At 72.5% G+C, this 17,083-nt stretch carries 14 protein-coding genes and 4 pseudogenes; 4 read left to right on the top strand and 14 right to left on the bottom strand.

All coding sequences use genetic code 11. The annotated features are described in order from the left end of the window. Positions 1–45: 45 nt before the first annotated feature. Entirely contained in the window at positions 46–276 is a 231-nt protein-coding gene (locus LZG04_RS14995) for a hypothetical protein (RefSeq protein ID WP_233817266.1), read from the top strand. A 4-nt stretch (positions 277–280) separates the two neighbouring features. Here the strand turns inward: LZG04_RS14995 and LZG04_RS14990 are convergent, their stop codons facing one another. From LZG04_RS14990 to LZG04_RS14930, 14 genes and pseudogenes are all read right to left on the bottom strand, one after another. Continuing rightward, entirely contained in the window at positions 281–703 is a 423-nt protein-coding gene (locus tag LZG04_RS14990; protein WP_233817264.1) for a DUF6292 family protein, read from the bottom strand. A gap of 145 nt (positions 704–848) precedes the next feature. After that, positions 849–1,511 carry a transcriptional repressor LexA gene (gene lexA, locus LZG04_RS14985; protein ID WP_233817262.1) on the bottom strand — a complete coding sequence of 221 codons (663 nt, stop codon included), beginning with the start codon at positions 1,509–1,511 and terminating at the stop codon, positions 849–851. Between the two features lie 164 nt (positions 1,512–1,675). Next, a complete protein-coding gene (locus LZG04_RS14980) occupies positions 1,676–1,912 on the bottom strand; it encodes a hypothetical protein (protein ID WP_233817575.1) in 237 nt (78 codons plus the stop codon). 18 nt (positions 1,913–1,930) lie between these two features. After that, positions 1,931–2,110 (bottom strand): hypothetical protein, encoded by a 180-nt coding sequence (locus tag LZG04_RS14975; protein WP_233817260.1) that lies wholly within the window; start codon positions 2,108–2,110, stop codon positions 1,931–1,933. 337 nt (positions 2,111–2,447) lie between these two features. After that, positions 2,448–2,510 (bottom strand): annotated as a pseudogene (locus tag LZG04_RS43025) (hypothetical protein); the annotation flags it as partial. A 378-nt stretch (positions 2,511–2,888) separates the two neighbouring features. Beyond that, on the bottom strand, positions 2,889–3,818 hold the full coding sequence (locus LZG04_RS14970; RefSeq protein ID WP_233817258.1) for a hypothetical protein: 930 nt from the start codon (positions 3,816–3,818) through the stop codon (positions 2,889–2,891). After that, positions 3,815–4,708, bottom strand: a complete 894-nt coding sequence (locus LZG04_RS14965; RefSeq protein ID WP_233817256.1) for an FAD/NAD(P)-binding protein — start codon at positions 4,706–4,708, stop codon at positions 3,815–3,817. Before LZG04_RS14965 ends, LZG04_RS14970 begins: the two co-directional genes overlap by 4 nt. Positions 4,709–4,917: 209 nt before the next feature. After that, positions 4,918–5,472, bottom strand: a complete 555-nt coding sequence (locus LZG04_RS14960) for a TetR/AcrR family transcriptional regulator (protein ID WP_233817254.1) — start codon at positions 5,470–5,472, stop codon at positions 4,918–4,920. A 129-nt stretch (positions 5,473–5,601) separates the two neighbouring features. Continuing rightward, positions 5,602–6,267 (bottom strand): carotenoid oxygenase family protein, encoded by a 666-nt coding sequence (locus tag LZG04_RS14955; protein WP_374202825.1) that lies wholly within the window; start codon positions 6,265–6,267, stop codon positions 5,602–5,604. Next, a pseudogene (locus tag LZG04_RS43020) lies at positions 6,262–6,426 on the bottom strand (carboxyl transferase domain-containing protein); the annotation flags it as partial. The gene LZG04_RS14955 and the pseudogene LZG04_RS43020, both read right to left, overlap by 6 nt. Before the next feature lie 102 nt (positions 6,427–6,528). Beyond that, a complete protein-coding gene (locus tag LZG04_RS14945; protein ID WP_233817252.1) occupies positions 6,529–6,783 on the bottom strand; it encodes a hypothetical protein in 255 nt (84 codons plus the stop codon). A gap of 137 nt (positions 6,784–6,920) precedes the next feature. Then, positions 6,921–7,397: a flavin reductase family protein gene (locus tag LZG04_RS14940; RefSeq protein ID WP_233817250.1), complete on the bottom strand. Its 477-nt coding sequence runs from the start codon at positions 7,395–7,397 to the stop codon at positions 6,921–6,923. Positions 7,398–7,455: 58 nt separating this feature from the next. Next, positions 7,456–7,881, bottom strand: a pseudogene (locus LZG04_RS14935) (acyl-CoA thioesterase); the annotation flags it as partial. Position 7,882: 1 nt separating this feature from the next. Beyond that, positions 7,883–13,648: a type I polyketide synthase gene (locus LZG04_RS14930; RefSeq protein ID WP_233817248.1), complete on the bottom strand. Its 5,766-nt coding sequence runs from the start codon at positions 13,646–13,648 to the stop codon at positions 7,883–7,885. 258 nt (positions 13,649–13,906) lie between these two features. Between LZG04_RS14930 and LZG04_RS14925 the strand changes: the two are divergent. The 3 genes and pseudogenes from LZG04_RS14925 to LZG04_RS14915 all read left to right on the top strand — a co-directional run bounded on the left by LZG04_RS14925 (position 13,907) and on the right by LZG04_RS14915 (position 17,082). Next, positions 13,907–14,865: pseudogene (locus LZG04_RS14925) on the top strand (hypothetical protein). A gap of 26 nt (positions 14,866–14,891) precedes the next feature. Beyond that, on the top strand, positions 14,892–15,956 hold the full coding sequence (locus tag LZG04_RS14920) for a cobalamin-independent methionine synthase II family protein (protein WP_233817246.1): 1,065 nt from the start codon (positions 14,892–14,894) through the stop codon (positions 15,954–15,956). Between the two features lie 433 nt (positions 15,957–16,389). Then, a complete protein-coding gene (locus tag LZG04_RS14915; protein WP_233817244.1) occupies positions 16,390–17,082 on the top strand; it encodes a TetR/AcrR family transcriptional regulator in 693 nt (230 codons plus the stop codon). Position 17,083: the final 1 nt, after the last annotated feature.

Genomic DNA, 17,083 nt, shown 5'->3' with positions numbered 1-17,083 from the left:
TCGCGCGCCTTCTCGACTACGCTCGAAGCGTCGGGAGGAGAGGCCGTGACGGACGAGGAACTCGTGGTCGAGTTCGCCCTGACCCGGCTGGACAACCCCGGGCTCGACCTGGAGGAGATCGCCGCGCTGGTGGTGCGGCGGGTGGGTCACGAGCGCATGCTCGACCTCGCCTCGCGCAACCTCGCCACGCGCGACGAGCTGCGGGGCGCGGCGTTCCCGTCCGCGGTCGAGCACGTGCTGCGGGTCGTGTTCACCCTGCGCGGCCCCGTCGACTGACCGGTCACAGCACCTTGGCGGGCGCGCGGCCGGCGTACTCGACCAGCAGGTCGGCCAGGTGGTCCTCGGTTGGCATGGCGGGCGGCACGGGGTGGTCGGCGCGCCGGCCCGCGACCAGGTCCGACACGAACACCGTGACCGCCTCCGGCGACGGCAGCACCGGCGGGCCCAGGTAGGTCAGCGGGACCAGGTCCGCGCCCCGGCCCACCTCGATGCCCGCGCACCAGCCCGTGTGCTCGTCCCAGACCAGCGCCAGGTCGTTGTCCGGGTGCCTCGGCACGCGTTGGTCGAGGGCGATGTAGGCCGTGGCGTCCGGCGCGCACTCGTAGCAGCACGACTCCAGGTCGACGCCCAGGCGCCGGGCGATCAGCCGCAGGTACTGCCGCAGGCCCACGTCCTGCGGGCCCTCCGCTTCGATACCGACCATCGACGACCTCCGCCCGCGGTGACACCGCGGCTAGGGCACCATCTCGATTGGCCCCAGTCTGCATCCACTCGACAGCCCAGGGCATTACACCGTTCGGATGAGAGATGGTGACGCGCGGTGTCCGCCGATCGTCGCAACGCCTGTGTCAGACGCTGCGCAGCACCGAGACGACCGTGCCCAGCACCACGGCCCGGTCGCCGTCGATGACGTCGTAGGCGGGGTTGCGGGGTTCGAGGAAGACGTGGCCGTTGCGGCGGCGGTAGACCTTGACGGTGGCCTCGCCGTCGATCATCGCGGCCACGATCTGCCCCGAGTGGGCCTCGTGCTGCTGGCGCACCACGACGATGTCGCCGTCGCAGATGGCCGCGTCGACCATCGAGTCGCCCCGCACCCGCAGGCCGAAGACCGTGCCCCGCCCGGTCAGCTCGCGGGGCAGCTTCAGCACGTCGTCCACGTGCTCCTCGGCCGCGATGGGCGTGCCGGCGGCGATGTGGCCGACCACGGGCACCGGCACCGAGTCCTCGCCCGACCCCCGCGGGGACGGCTCGTGCAGGAACAGCCGCACGTCGATCGGTCGCGACACGGTGGCTCCTCGGCGCAGGAAGCCCTTCTCCTCCAAGGCCGCCAGGTGCTTGGACACCGAGGACGACGACCGCAGGCCGACCGCGTCACCGATCTCCCGCGTGCTCGGCGAGTACCCGTGCCGGACCACCCAGTCGCGGATCGCCGCCAGGATGCGCTGCTGGCGCGGCGGGAGGGCGGAGGTGTCCAGGTGCTCGAACGCGTCAAGATCGTCGTAGGCGGTCACCTCCGGGATCTTAGAGAAGGGTGGCGCACGGCCTTGCCGAGGGAGTGGCCTCCGACCTGGGCGGGTCGACGTCGGAAGCCGCTGCGGGGCAGCGCCCGACCGGTGCGGTTCGCGGTCGTGCTGCGGCGCGGTGACACCGCGACCGGGTGGGGTGGACCGTCGCGTCACCGTGAGTCGTGCGCGTCCAGGGCGAGTTGCCGCAGCTCGGCCGTGCACGTCATGAACCGGTCCGTCGGCAGGTGCTTGAAGTAGTGGCCCACGTCCGCGCCCAGGGCGAACACGTGCACCGGGACACCGGCGCGGCGGCCCGCCTCCACGGACTGGCACAGCCCGGACAGCACGGCCGGGTGCCGCGTCTGGTACGACGAGGCGACGCGGTGGTTGCCCCGGTCCGCGGCCAGGTAGAACCGGGTCAGGTCCTACTCGCTCGCGCCGGCGGCGCAGAACTCCGCCGCCGAGTGGACCGCTGCGGGTGTCTCCACGTACACCGACAGCGGCACGTCGTCGGGCAGGTCGAGCTCCGGGTTGGACTCGTGGTCGACGTCGACGTCGTTGGTGATCTGCGCGGCGTCGTCGGAGCGGAGGTCGAGCAACCTCATCACCAGGCGCTGGCCCGGCAGCAGCTTCTCGACGATCGCGCACAGCCGCGCCGATCGCCGCGCCGTACCGCTCGGCCTCGGGCACGCCCGCGCGCAGCGCGTCGAGCGGGCTCAGGCCCGCCACGAGGCACACCGAGCGCAGGTCGTCGGGGGTCACGGCGCGGTAGTCCGCGGACCGCTCGGCGGGCTCGGCGTCGCCGAGGGTGACGGACTCGCGATCGGTGCGGACGGTGACGTGACCGACCAGCCCGGCGAGCTCGTCGTGCGGGATCCGGAGCACCGGGATGCCGCGCGAGCGGCACAGCGATTCCATGTGGCCGGTGCGGCCGCCACCGGAACAGACGACGGCGGCCGACCGGACGATGGTGTCGTACAGCTCGGGGCCGAGCGCCTCGACCACGGGCACGGAACCGGGCAGGGGTCTTCCGGTGTGGTTGGCGATTCCGCGAACACTCGTCGACGGCGAACCGACGAGCAAAACCCCGGGAATCTCACGCGGGCTCACGGCATCCTCCTACCGGTTCCGGTCGGTGCGCGGACAGGGCGGTGCGTCGGCTCGGAGGCCGACTGTTCCGGGGCCGACGTCGTTCGGCACGACATCGGCCCCGGGTTTGCGTCTGACACGACGGGCCATGAGTCGGGCGTCGCAGTCCGCGGACCGGCCGCGCATCTTCTCGAGTGCGAGGTGGTGGTCCATTCGTGCCACACCGTCGGCGTCCGGTGGGCAACGATGGAGTAGTGGGGTGCCGGCTGCTCGCGGGGAAATGGTGGAGCCGGTTCAGCAGACCGGCTCCGGCGATCCTTCGAGGCCGAGCGCGAAACGCAGTTCGCGTGGCGTCACGGACAGGTCGGTCAGCTTCGCGGTGGCGGCCGAGTTCACCGCGAACCGGACGGCGCGGTCGGACGGCGCGGGCGTGCCGTTGCGCGAGGTGAGCTCACGTATGCGCTGGATGTTCGCTTCGAGCGCGGCTTCGGGCACCCGGCGGTCGGCCCGGCCGCGGGTCGCCATCCGGCGCACGTCGAGGTCGACCGAGCGCGTGACGACCTCGCGCAGCTCCGGGTCGGCGGCGTCGGTCAGCACCCGCGCGAGTTCGACGGCCTGCTCGTCGAAACACGATTCGACGTGGTGCAGGGTGGTGGCCGCGACTTCCACCGAGTGGTTCTTGATCGCGGCGAGGTTGAAGGTGAACGCGCCCGTGCGGCCGTTGCGGACGATTTCGTCGCCTTCCCGCGGGCTGCCCACGGTGGAAATGGGACCGGACGGCGTGCCGTCGGGTCCGAGGAGCCGGCCGAACCGGTCGACTTCGACACCGCGCCCGGTGCGCCGGTGCGCGACGGCGGTTCCCCGGCGCAACAGGGTCGACCAGAGCGCGGAGTCCGCGCGTTCGTAGTTCGACTCGCGCCCGAAATTCGAGATGACGACGTCGGCTTCGACGGTGCGCGTGGATTCCGGCCCGGCCACGGACAGGACGAGCCTGCCTTCTCCGGTGGCACGGATGTGCCGCACGCGGCCGGTGGTGAGCATGACCTGCCCGCCGTCGTTCATGGCCGCGTCGACAATGTCTGTGGTGTAGGACATGGCGCTCACCCGTAAGACGGCTAACAGGCTGCCGTAGGTGTCCAGGAGGGCGTGCAGCTCATCGGTCGGAATGCGTTCCAGGATCGCGGGGAGGTGCGGCTCCCACGCTTTCGCGACCCGTTCGGTCACCACGACGGGCGACACCTCGGGGTGGTCACGGGTGAGCGCCGCGCACGCCCGGTCCCATTCCTCACGGAACCGGCGGACGAATTTCTCACGACCTTCGTAGGTGTCACCCAACAATTGCGGCGGGGGTAATTCGAGCACCTGGTGTGGATCGGGCCTTCGTGGCCTTGGCGCAGCAGCAGGGTCGCCGAGTCGTACGCGCTGAGCAACGTGCCGATGATGGCCACCACGCCGTCTTTCCGGACGCCGAGCACCCGTTCGATCCCGTCCTTCGAATACGGGTTGCGCACGAACGCCGGGTGGTCCAGCACCTCGGCCGCGAAAGCCGGGAACTTCGTCTCCAACCCGGTGGCGAGCACGACGTGGTCGGCTTCGAGGACCTCCCTCGCCTCCCCCGGGCCGCCGGCGGGCAGCGCGAGGTGCTCCACCACCACGTGCGCGCGGCCGTCGCGCACCTCGATGTCGACCGCTTCCCCGTCGGCCTCCACCAGCGTCACGCCCCGGGCCGCTTCGCGGACGGCCTCGGCGAGGCGGTCGCGCAGGTAGTCCTGGTAGATGCGGCGCGGCGCGGGACCGGACTCGGTGAACTCGAACTCGCGCCAGCCGTGCGGCCAGTCCGACCGGTCCGCCTCGTGGTTGGCCCAGGCGACGAAGTCGTCCACGTCCTCGCGGAAGGCCGACATGCGGCCCGCCTGGATGTTGAACACGTGGTGCCAGTGGTTGCCCTCGCGCTGGTACGCCACGCCGGAGTTCCGGTATTCCGGGCGACGTTCGAGCAACACCACCTGCAATGGTTCGCGAGCGAACCGGAGGAGGCGGATGGCGGTCGCGGTACCGGCCAGACCCGCGCCGACGACGACCACCCTGCGGAACCGGTCGAAGCTTTTCACCATGCCCACCCCTGTCGCCTCCGGCGCTCTCCGTCAGGGAAGCATAACGGTGATTTACCGAGGTGGGCAGACCTCCGTGCGCACGTGACGCGATTGTGCCCGCATTCCCCGCGAGACCCGAATACGGGACGGACAAACGGGATTTCGCACCATTGCCGGAGCGATTTCTGCGTGAACGCTCGACCGCGTTTCGCGAAACGCGGGTGGCGGTGTCAGGAACCGTTCGGGCGGGGCGCGGCGGCCGCCAGGAGCTGCTCGGCCAGTCCCCGCGCGCGCTTGGCCGGACCGTCCGGGCCGAACGACTGGCCCGACGCGTGCAGGCCCTCGAACAGCAGCATCAGGTGGTCGGCCAGCTCGGCCGGGTCGTCGACCCCGAGCTGCTCGGTCAGCTCGCCGATCCGCGCCCTGGTCCACGACTTCGCCGCGAGGGCGTTGCGGTGCGCGGGCAGCTCCGGTTCGGGGAACTCGGCCAGCGACATGAGGAACTTGCAGCCGCGGAACGCCTCGGCGGATACCTCGGCGAAGACCGCGTCGAACACCGCCAGCACGCGGTCGCGCGGATCGGGGCCCGCGTTCTCGACCGCGGCGGTGAACCGGCCGCGGAAGTCGAGGTCGGCGCGCTCGACGTAGGCGCCGACCAGGTCGTCCTTGGAGGAGAACAGGCGGTAGAGGGTGGTGGGCGCGACCCCGGCCTCGGCCGCGACGAGGTCGACCCCGGTGGCCCGGATCCCCCTCAGGTAGAACAGGTCCCCGGCCACTCGCAGCACGTGGGCCCGGGTCTCAGCAGCGGATCGATGCACGGTGCCCCTCGCCGTCACGATGCTAGGGATGGCTCCCTACAGCGTACGCCGACCGCGGTGGCCCCACGGCGGTCAGCGGCCCGTGAGCCACGTGGCTCACGGCGAGGCCGGGACCGCGAACGGCAGGCGCACCACCGCGACCGGCGGACCGGCGAGGTCGGCCGCGTCCAGCACCAGCAGCTCGCCGCCCGCGACCGCGACCACCCAGCCGTCTCCCTCGTCGTGCCCGCGCGGCACGAACACCGGCCGGCCGGGCGTGACGCCGACCTCGCGCCGCCACGTGCAGCCCAGCGCCACGTCGTGGCGCACGATCGCCGTGCCCGCCGCGCCGAACGCGAAGCGGTGCCGGCGGCCCGCCAGGCGTTCGTCGACCGAGGCGACGTCCATCGCGCGCAGGTCGACCCGCCGCACGCCGCCGGTGGCCAGGTCCAGCACGTGGCGGCGCAGCACGCCGGGCGCCCAGACCGCGTCCACGACCACGCGGCCGAGGTCTTCGCAGGCGTTGACCAGGGACCGCACCTCGCCCTCGCCGACCCCGGACCACAGCGGTCGGCCACGGGCGAGCAGGCCGATGCGCGCGGGACCGGTGGCCGGGCCGCGGTACGGGTCGCGCAGGCCGACGAGGTCGGCGGCCCGGCTGTAGTACGGCGCGGAGTCGAAGACCACCACGAACCGCTCCGTGACCCCGACCGCGCGCATCCGGGGCGCGCGGTCGAGCGGGAAGGGCTCGGCGCGCAGCACTTCGCCGTCCTCGCCGAGGATGACGTGCTCGGCGTCGATGGTGCCCGAGCCCGCCACCACGCCGTCGGTGTGGGGGCGGTGCTCGGACACCTTCAACCCGTGCGCCTGGTGCCGCCGGTACAGGTCGATCCCGGTGAACGAGTCCTCGTCCAGCAGCAGGTTTAGGCGTTCCCGCGCGGTCGCGCAGGTCGTCGTTGCGCTCGCGGAGCAGCTCCATCGTGCGCACGGGCAGTTCGGGCCGGAAGTCCGAGTGCCCGTTGACGTGGTCGATCCCGGAAGTGGTCATCGGCGGCCTGCCTGGCGTTCGGTCACCGCACCGGTCTCGGCGAGCCACCGCACGGTGTCGGCGACCGTGTCGGCGAAAGGACGGGGTTTGAGGTCGAGCGTGCTGGAGGCCGGGTCCACCCGGACCGCCGCGGCGACCGTGGCGACCGCACCGTGCTCGGCCGGGATGTGCCACGGCCACGCGGGCTGCACCAGGTCGACGAGCCGCCCGACGGGCGTCAGCAGCGCCGGGGGCAGGAAGACCACGGGCAACGCGCGCCCGGTGGCCTCGACCGACCCGGTGGCCGGTTCGCACGAGCTCCGCCACCGTGTGCGAGCCGACGAAACCGGTACCGCCGGTGACGGTCACCAGCATGTGCACTCCCTCCCGATGCGTGCGGCAGGCGATGTCAGACCCGGTGGAAGGCGCTGCCGTAGAACAACAATGCCCCCGTGCCCGCGTCGCGGCTGCACCCGAGCACCTGACCGACGAAGATCGTGTGGTCGCCGCCGTCGTGGACCGACACCAGCTCGCACTCCAGCCAGGCCGGCGACCCGTGCAGCAGCGGCGCGCCGCTGTGCGGGCCCTCCAGCCAGTCGACCGCCTCGAACTGCTCCGACCCGAGCGGGCGGCGTTTGTCGGCGAAGTGCTTCGCGGTGTCCCGCTGGTCCGCGCCCATGATCGACACGCCGAACCGCTCGGTGTCGCCGATCGCGTCGTGCATCACCGCCGAGCGGGAGACGCAGCACAGCACCAGCGGCGGGTCCGGCGACACCGACCTGAACGCGTTCGCCGTCATGCCGTGCGCCTGCTCACCGCCGACCGTCAGCACCGTGTCCCCGGTCGCGAGCAGCGACATGGCGTCCCGCAGCGAGGTCTCCTCCATGGTGGTCACCGTCTCGTGCACGTCCGTCATCCCCCCAGCCCGGCGCGGGCGAGCGCCGGGCTGGGGCGTAGGGCGCGAGCGCCCTGCGCAGGTCTTCGGGCACGCGAGAGGGCACCGTGTTGGCGTTCGGGCCGCGCATGCACGCGATCCGCTGCCTGCCCTTGGCCACCAGCACCTCGCGGCCGTCGGTGACCTTGACGTAGTCGAAGCTGAACTGGACCTGCGTCTGGGTCAGCTCCTCCAGCCGCATCCGCACCGACAGCTCGTCGAACAGCGTGATCTCGGAGAAGAACTCGCACTCCACCTTGAGGGTGAACAGCTTGAGGTCGTCCTGGAGGTCGCGCAGCACGCTCGGCGCCTTCTCCTTGAGGAACATCTCCCGGCACCGGCCCTGCCAGCGCAGGTAGTTGACGTAGTACACGTTGCCGACGAGGTTGGTCTCCTCGAACCCGACCGTGTGGCGGATCTCGTAGTAGTCGGTCATGTCAGCCCTCCTTGCCCACGAGCACCGCGAACACCACCGGCGAGGTCCGGTCGTTGACGGTGGTCACCCAGGTGGCGACCTTGGCGTCGCCGGTCGACAGCACGGCCCAGCCGTCCGGGTGGACCCGGTCGACGGTCAGCGCCTGCGTGGTGGAGCCGGTCTTGCGCAGGCACTCCACCGCGCTCCACACGCGGGTGCCGGAGACCGACGCCGTCTCGCCCGCCTCGGCGGCGATGAGGTCGCGCACGGCGATCAGGTCGTCGCCCAGCAGGCCGGCCCAGTCCTCCTCCGACCGCGCCACGGCCTCTTCGACGTCCACGCCGAGGGAGCCGCCGCCCGCCACGGCCGCGAACGTGATGCCCGCGCTGTGCGAGGCCGAGACCTCCACGCCGTCGACCTCCGGCTTGCCGTCGGGCCGGTAGCGCACGTCGACGGGCCGGTCCAGCGCCCGGCTCAACGCCAGCGCGGTCTGCGCGCGGCGCTGCGGCGTGACGTCGGTCGGGTCGGGCTCGACCACGACCGCGCGGCTGCCGCCGAGCACCCGTTCCAGCGAGCGCTCCAGGTACGAGCCGAGCATGGTCGGCGTCCACGGTCCCGCGCCGTCGCGCTTGCGCACGGCCCGCAGCACCAGCCCTTCCCACCGCTCGACGAGCCGGCCGTCTGGGTCGCGCACGTCGATGTCGTAGGTGTAGCTGTCGCCGTCCTGCGACCGCTCGCGGGCGTCCAGCACCACGTACTGGGCGAGTTGGTCGATCGGCGCGGCCAGGTAGAGCCGCTCCACGCTCTGCGGCAGCAGCGTGGCGTCGGGGACGCAGCACTGGATGGCGTGCATCATCACGTCCCGCGTGCCCGGGTCGGCCAGCATCCGGTCCTGGGGCAGGAACGGGGCGAACCAGGTGGCCACGGACGCCGTGGCGACCTCGGCCACCGCGTGCCTGGCGCTGGCCCGCCGGTAGCCCTGCAACCGCTGGAACCGCTTGCCCTGGAACAGCACGCTGCCGTACAGCTCGGTGACCGGGTCGACCGGCACGAGCGGCAGCACGGGAGCGCCGTCGACCACGTCACCGGGGATCACCGGCCGGGGGAACCGCAGGCGGGCCCGGAAGTGGTCGGCGGAGAACCCGGTGTCCTCGGCCCGGATGGCCACGTCCACCGTCTCGGCGTCACGGGCCAGCGCCGCGATCCGCACGGTGAGCGTGCCGCCCGGTCGCACGACCACCGGCCGCAGGAACTCCACGTCCTGGAGCATCGGCGGCGAGTCGTGCCCGCCCAGGGCGGCGGCCACCTGGGTCATGGCCTCCATGCCGATGACGGCCGGGAACAGCAGGTCGCCTTCGAGCAGGTGGTCGCCCAGGTAGGGGTCGCTGCCGTCGGACAGGTCGGCCTCGGTGACCAGCTCGACCGCCGGGTAGTGGACCAGGACGCGGTCCACGAACCGGGCCAGCGGCAGCTCGGTGCGCGCCATCTCCAGCGTGGGCAGGCCCGCGGCGCGGCCGGAGACCACGAGCACGGGCCCTACGGTCGGGTCGGCCAGCACCTCGCGCAGCACCGCGATACCCGCTTCGGCGGAGATCGGCGTGAGGCCGTCGCGCATCAGCGCCTCGACCACGCCCAGCCGCTCGCCCATGCCCGCGCCGGACCAGACCGACCACTCCAGGGCCAGCACGCGCGCCCGCGGGTGCTTCAGGCCGAAGTCGACGGTCAGCTCGCTCATCCAGTCGTTGGCGGTCGAGTAGTGCGCCTCGCCGCGCAGGCCGGCGCGGCCGATGATGCTGCCGAACGTGACCAGCAGCTTGATCCGCTCCGGGTCCACGGCGTCCAGCACCGCGTTCAGCCCGGCGATCTTCGGCGCGAGCGTGGCTCGGAAGTCCTCTTCGGACAGCGCGGTCAACGCCTCGGGCTCGTTGCGGCCCGCGCCGTGCAGCACGGCGGTCACCTCGCCCAGCTCGGCGCGCAACCGCCCCACGGCGGCGGCGACCCGCTCGGCGGAGGTCACGTCGGCCCGCTCGTAGCGGTGCGTGATGCCCGCCGCGGTCATCCGGGCCAGGTTGGCCGCCAGCTCGGCGTCGGCGGCGGGGTCGGCCCGGCCGATCAGCGCCAGCGACGCGCCCGAGTCGGTCGCCATCGCGATGGCGCACTCGGCCGTGATGCCCTTGCCGCCACCGGTGACCAGCAGCACGTCGTCCGGGCCCAACGGCGTCGCGCCCGGGGATCCGGGCGCCACCTGACCGGACACGGCCCGCAGCACCGGCACGGTCCGCGCGCCGTCGGCGTCGTAGCGCACCTGCGTGAAGCCGGTCGTGGCCGCGACCTCGGCGGCGACCCGGCGGACGGCGTCGGTGTCGTCCGCGAGGTCCACCAGCGTGACCGGGATGTGCGGTGCTTCCAGGTGCAGCGTGCGGGCCAGGCCGGACGCGCCCAGCTTGTGCTGCACGACCGCGAGCCTGCGGCCGGACGCCAGCACGTCGCGCGCCGCCTGGAGGAACAGCCCGACGTGCGCGTCACCGCCCTCCGGCGGCAGCAGCAGGAGCACGCCGTCGCCGGGCAGGCCGGCCTTCAGCGGCTCGGCCAACGGGTGGCCCTCGGGGGCGTGGACGGTCCACTCCCCCACCGGTCCGGGCGTCGCCCCGACGAGCTCCCGCTCGACGTGCTCGACCAGGAACGGCCGCACCCACGGCGCGAGGCCGGGCACCTCGCCGGTGTCGCGCTCCTCGGCGTGCGCGGTGTCGGCCAGGTTGTCGATCAGCTCGGCCAGCTCGCCCATCCGCACGGTGGCGAAGTTGGTCGTGCCCTCCAGGGCCGGGCGGCCCAGGGTGCGGGTGACCTCGTTGACGAGCTGGCTGACCGTGATGGAGCTCAGGTGCAGGTCGTCCAACGGGTGCGTGGCCGCGGTGATGGCGTCCAGCGGCAGCTCCAGGCGCTGCGCGGCCAGGCGGCGCAGCAGCTCCAACGTGGACTCGCCGTCGGTGCCGGCGGGCTGGGCCGCCGCGGTGGTCGTGGCCGGCGCGGCCCGCTCGGCCGCGAGCAGGCTCACGTCGAGGGCGGGCGCCGTCTCGCACGGGCTCGCCAGGAACGTCATCGAGCCGTCCAGCGGCAGGTCGCGGATGACCCGGTCGGCGAACAGCACGTCGGTGCGGACCTCGCCGCCCAGCACGTGGGTGGCGGCGACGACGGTCAGCAGCGAGGTGAGCGAGGCGCTGTCGGTGTCGACCGAGAGCACGGCCTCGCCGGGCGCGATCTCCTCCAGCAGGCCGCTCAGGACGCGGCCGGGGCCGACCTCGACGACCAGGTCGGTGGTGGCCGCGGCCTTGGCGGCGGCCTCGTGGAACCGGACCGGCAGGGTGATCTGGTCGCGCAGCAGCCCGCGCAGGTCGACCCCCGCGTCGAGCACGTCGCCGGTGACGGTGGAGTGCACCGGGCGGATCAGCCGGCCGAAGTCGAAGTCGACCAGCCGCTCGGCCATGGCGTCGGCCGCCGGGGAGACCAGCGGCGAGTGGAACGCGTGGGACACGGTGATGCGGCTGGCCCGCACGCCCTGGGCGCGGGCGACCGCGCACACCCGGTCCACGGCCTCGGCCGGGCCGGACAGCACGGTCTGCGCCGGGCCGTTGTAGCCCGCGATCACCACGTCCTCGCCCGCTGCCAGCTCCAGCGCCCGTTCCGGCGTGGTGCCCAGGCCCGCCATCGCGCCGCCGCCCCGGCTCGCGCTCGCCATGACGCGGCCGCGTTCGGCGGCCAGCGACAGCACCCGGTCGGCGTTGATCGCACCGCCCCAGTGCAGGGCGGACAGCTCGCCGAGGCTGTGCCCGACCGCCGTGTGCGCCTCGATGCCCAGCTCGCGCAGCACCTTCAGCGCCGCCAGGGAACCGGCGACGATGCGCGGCTGCGCGACTTCCGTGGCGACCTGGTCGCCGTCGACGGGCAGGTTCGCGGACCGGAAGACCTCGTCGGCGACCGGGAAGCGGCGCCGCAGCGCGCCCACCGCGCCCCGGCCCGAGCCCTGGCCCGGGAACAGGAACGCCAGCCGCGGCGCGGCCGAGCGCTCGTCGAGGAACACGCCGTCGGCCACGTCGAAGGTGTGCCCGCCCTCGGCGACCGCGGCGACGAGCTTGGCCACCTTGCGCTCGGCCTCCTCCGGCGTTCGGGCGACGACCGCGCCGCGCAGGGGCGCACCGGTGAGCCGGCCCGCCAGCGCCGACGCGAGGTCGCCCAGCTCGGCCAGCGCCAGCTTGGGCAGCAGCGCCGACACCTCGGCCAGCCGCTCCTTCAGCGCCGTGCGGTCGGGCGCGTCGAACAGCAGCACCTCGGCGTCCTGGCGACCGGAGACCAACGCCTTGGTCCGCACGTCGAGCCGCTCGCGGCGCGGCGCGTCGGGCGCGGCCTCCAGCGCGAGGTGGGTGTTGATGCCGCCGAAGCCCATGGCCGACACGCCGGCGCGCACCGGGCGGTCCTGCGGCCACAGCTCGGCCTCCAGCGGCACGTACATCACCGCGTCGTCCGCGGTCAGCTTCGGGTGCGGGTCGAAGTGGCCCGTGCCCGGCGGGATGACCTGGTGGTGCACGGCGAGGGCCGCCTTGATCAGCCCGGCGACCCCGGCCGCGGCCTTGGTGTGCCCGAAGTTGCCCTTGACGGTGCTCAGCGCGGCGGGCCGGGCGTCCGGGTCGGCGGCGCGTCGGGCCGAGGACAGCGCCTCGATCTCCGTCTCGTCGCCCAACGCCGTGCCGGTGCCGTGGCCCTCGAAGTAGGACACGGTCTCCAGCCCGTAGCCCGCGCGGCCGTAGGCGCGGTGCAGGGCCAGGCGGTGGCCGTCGGCCTCGGGACGGGTGATGCCGCCCTTGCCGTCCGACGACACGCCCCAGCCGGCGATGGTGGCGTAGACGCGCATGCCCTTGGCCAGGGCGTCCTCCTCGCGCACCAGCACGAGCGACCCCGCGCCCTCGCCCGGCCAGAAGCCGTTGGAGTCCTTGTCGTAGACCTTCATCACGCGCTTGGCCAGCGCACCGGTCTTGGCGAAGCCGATGACCTCGAACGGGTCGATCGACAGGTCGACGCCGCCCGCGATGGCCACGTCCATGTCGCCCTCGACGAGCGACCTGGCGGCCGTGGCGACCGACAGCAACGACGAGGAGCACGCGCCGTCGACGGTGTAGCCGCCGCCGCGCAGGTCGAAGTAGTTGCAGATCCGGCCCGCGATGGTGTTGGCGAGGCCGCCCGCCAGGGTGTCCTCGTCAATCTGCGGGAACGGCGCCTTGTAGTCGACTTCCAGCTCGCGCAGGAAGCCCGCGATCTCGTCCTCCGGCCACCCCTTGCCCGCCAGCGCCGCGGCGACCGTGCGCCGCACGTAGGGCCAGCGCAGCCGCATCACGTTCGCGCGGGAGAACTCGCCGGTGAGGCTGTTGCCCAGCACCACGCCGGTGCTCTGCTTCGGCAGGCCCTCGGCCTCCGGGAAACCCGCGTCGGCCAGCGCCTGGGACGTGACGTCGAGCGCCAGCCAGTGCGTCATGTCCGTGGCGCGGAACGTGCTGCCGGCCACGCGGTAGCGAACCCGGTCGAACTCGAAGTCGCGCAGCACCGCCGCCATCTTCGCGTAGAAGCGGTCCGGTGCTTCGGGATCGGGGTCGTAGTAGTCCGCCTGGTTCATCCGCTCGTCGGGCAGCCTGCGGAAGGCCCGGCGACCGGCCAGGACGTTTTCCCACAGTTCCCCGGTGGAACCGGCATCGGGGTAGCGCAGGCCGATGCCGACGATTGCGATCCGCTCACTGCTCATGCTTTCACCGTCTTTGAGGACATCGGAGTTCCAGGGTGATGGAAAATATGGCCGCGCACTGAATGCGACAAAGGTACGACACTTCGAAAATGTCTGCGATGTCAGCGCGCACGACCACCCGACGGCGTTACTTCCCCGATTTTGCCGAGCTGACCCGCACTTTTTCCCATAACGGCGTGATCAGCAATTCCCGGTTCGCCCGAGGCATAACACTGGGATGCTTTGCGGGCCTCCAGTGCGCGCACCGGAACCACACCGTTGGGCCACCGGAAGGCGGCGGCGACCGCGGTGGCCACGTCGTCGTTCGTCAACGGCCACTTCCCGCGCGGGCGGGGGCTCGTCGTGCTGCTGAGCTCGATCGCCGGCTTCCTGCTCACCGCCGTGTGGTCGGCGCAGTTCGTGGACTCGACCATCGGCGACAACGTGGCCAACACCCTGCTGGGCCACGACGCCAAGGACACCCCCATCCAGGGCATCGCGGCGGGCATCGCGTTCGCGTTCGTCAGCGGCATCGCGGGCACGTTCACCGCGTGCGACATCGCCGCGTTCGGCGCCGTCGCCCCGATGCTCGGCTCCACCGGCACGCGCTGGTCGCAGCACGCCGCCACGCTCGAGCCGGTGGGGTGGCTGGCCGTCGGCATGATCCCCGTGTCCGCGCTCTACGGCGTGCTGGTCGGCATCATCGGCACGCGGATGCCGCAGTTCGCCACGGCCGCCAACCAGCCCGGCACGCTCAGCAGCCGCGGCATCCAGTCGTTGCTCGTGTTCGGCGTGGTCGGCCTGGTCATGGTGTACCTCGGCCTGGCCGCGCTCGGCCTGGTGCGCGACCCGTTCCGCAGGGTCTCCCAGCGCTTCCCGAACGCCCCGATAGTGTTCATGGGCGTGCTGATCGGCGGATTCCTGATCGGTCGCCCGTTCGGGTTGTTCCGGCGGATGTTCCGTGACGCGGCGGAGAGCCACAACCCCCTGTACGGCGCAGCCGCGTCCACCCTCCAGTCGGTGGCGACATCGTCATCATGGCCCTACTGTTCCTCGCGCCGGCGTACTTCACCGGCGGCCGTTTGCAGCGGTGGCTCTCCGCGAAGCCGAGCCGGATCGCCGTCGTCACCGCGGTCGCCCTGATCGTCGCCGGCGTCTTCACCTTCCTGTACTGGGACATCAGGACGTTGGCGCGGCGGGAGATCATCCCGTGGTACCCGACCGCGCCCTGGGCCTGATCGCGTCGAGGGGAACAACGACCACCATGGGCATTCCGACCGAGCCGATCGGCAGCGTCCCGCGTCCCGCGGAGCTGGTGCGGGGCCTGCGCGACCACGCCGAAGGCCGCATCGACGCCGCCGCGTTGCGAGAACTGACCGATCGGGCGATAGCCGACACGGTGAACCGCTTCGAGGCCACCGGCTCGCCGGTGATCACCGACGGTGAGCAGGACAAGCCGAGCTTCCTGACCTACCCGGTGGCGGGCATCCCGGACCTCGCGGCGGGGGGCGCGGTGGTGCCGTTCGCCGACGGGCACACCCGCGAGCTGCCCGTGCTGACCAGCGGGCCGTTCCGCTACACGGCGCACGCGGCCGACCTGCTGCGGGCCACGCGGGAGCTCACGTCGCTGCCGGTGAAGCAGCCGGTGATCGCGCCGTCGGCGCTGAGCCTGCTCTACCCCGCAGGCGGCGTCGACGGCTACTCGCGCGAGGAGTTCCTCGCCGACCTCGTCGACGAGACCGAGGCCGACATCCGCGCCTGCCTGGACGCGGGGGCGGCCGTGGTGCAGCTGGACTTCACCGAGGGGCGGCTGTCGCTCAAGCTCGACCCGTCCGGCGGGCTGCTGCGCGACTTCGTGGCGCTGAACAACGCGGTGCTGGACCGGTTCTCCGCCGAGGACCGGGCCAGGATCGGCGTGCACACGTGCCCCGGCGGTGACCAGGACTCCACGCACAGCGCGGACGTCGACTACGCCGACCTGCTGCCGGACCTGTTCCGGATCAACGCGGGCCGGTTCTACGTGCAGCTGGCCGGCGAACCCGACCGCCACCGGGTGCTCGCGATCATCGCCGAGCACCTGCCCGCGGACGCGCACCTGTTCGTCGGTGTCACCGACCCGATCGACCCGCGGGTCGAGACGGCCGAGGAGGTGCGCGACCGGGTGCTGGAAGCGTCGCGGCACATCCCCCTCGAGCGGCTCGGCACGTGCGACGACTGCGGGTTCGCCCCGTTCGCCGACGACACGTCCACCTCGCGTGACACGGCGTTCGCCAAGATCGCCGCACGGGTCGAGGGCACGAAGCTGGCCGAGGTCGAGCTGGGCCTCTGAGACCGGAAACCCGACGACGCCGGGACGGCCGCGGGGCGGTTGTCCCGGCGTCGTCGAACAGCAACCGGCGTGACACCGCACGACCGGCGACGGTCTACTGTGGACGTCAGCCGGAGCGTTCCCGTTGGCCGGGTCGGTTTCCACCGGCTGGACGCTCCCGCAAGACCTGGGCGCGCAGCGGGTCGGCAAGCCGAACGGTCCGCAGAAGCCATGGCACGCCACCGCCGCACCGCGCGACCACCGAGGCGTGAGCGCCCCTCACCGACATGCCTCCGTCCACGTGCAACGGTCGTTGCGCACGCCCAGCCGCGACGCCTGCCGACGCGGGCACGTCCCACGACTCCCGGCGACCCTCGATCGGGGCACGTGCGTGCCGCACCCATGGCATAACAATGTCACAGAAACAATAACGGCGTTGTGGAACACTGTCGAGGTGAGTCCACGCAAGCTGGATCCCGAAACCCGTGCCGCGCTGGTCGACATCGCGGCGAGGCGCCTGGCCGAGCACGGCGTCGAGGCGCTGTCCACCAGGAAGATCACCGCCGAGGCGGGCACGTCCACCATGGCCGTCTACACGCACTTCGGCAGCATGAGCGGCCTGGTGCGGGAGATGGTGCACGAGGGCTTCGCCCGGCTGGAGCGCCAGTTCGCGAAGGTGCGCCGGACCGACGACCCGGTGGCGGACATGGCCGTGCTCGGCTACGCGTACCGGCGCAACGCGAAGGCGAACTCGCACCTGTACGCGGTGATGTTCGGCGGGCAGTCGCTGGCCGGGTTCTCCCTCACCGACGAGGACCGCCAGTACGGCCGGTACACGCTGCTCACGGTCGTGGACTGCGCGACCCGCTGCATCGAGGCGGGCCGGTTCCGCCGCGACGACCCGATCCTGATCGCGCACGAGATGTGGATCGCGACGCACGGCCTGGTCAACCTGGAGCTCGGCGGCTACCTGATCGACCCGGTGAACGCCGACCGCTGCTACGACACGATCCTGGAGAGCCTGCTCGTCGGTGTCGGCGACGAGCCGCGCTCGGTGTCGGCCTCGATGGCGACGTCCAAGAAGCGCAGGCGGCGCGAGGTCGAGGCCGACCCGGAGCAGGCCGAGGCGGTCGCCAGCCGGCGCTGAG

The sequence above is a fragment of the Saccharothrix sp. S26 genome, assembly GCF_021390395.1.
Classification (GTDB): domain Bacteria; phylum Actinomycetota; class Actinomycetes; order Mycobacteriales; family Pseudonocardiaceae; genus Actinosynnema.
The sequence above is the reverse complement of the archived record's forward strand: the minus strand, read 5'-3'. Positions and strand labels throughout refer to the sequence as shown.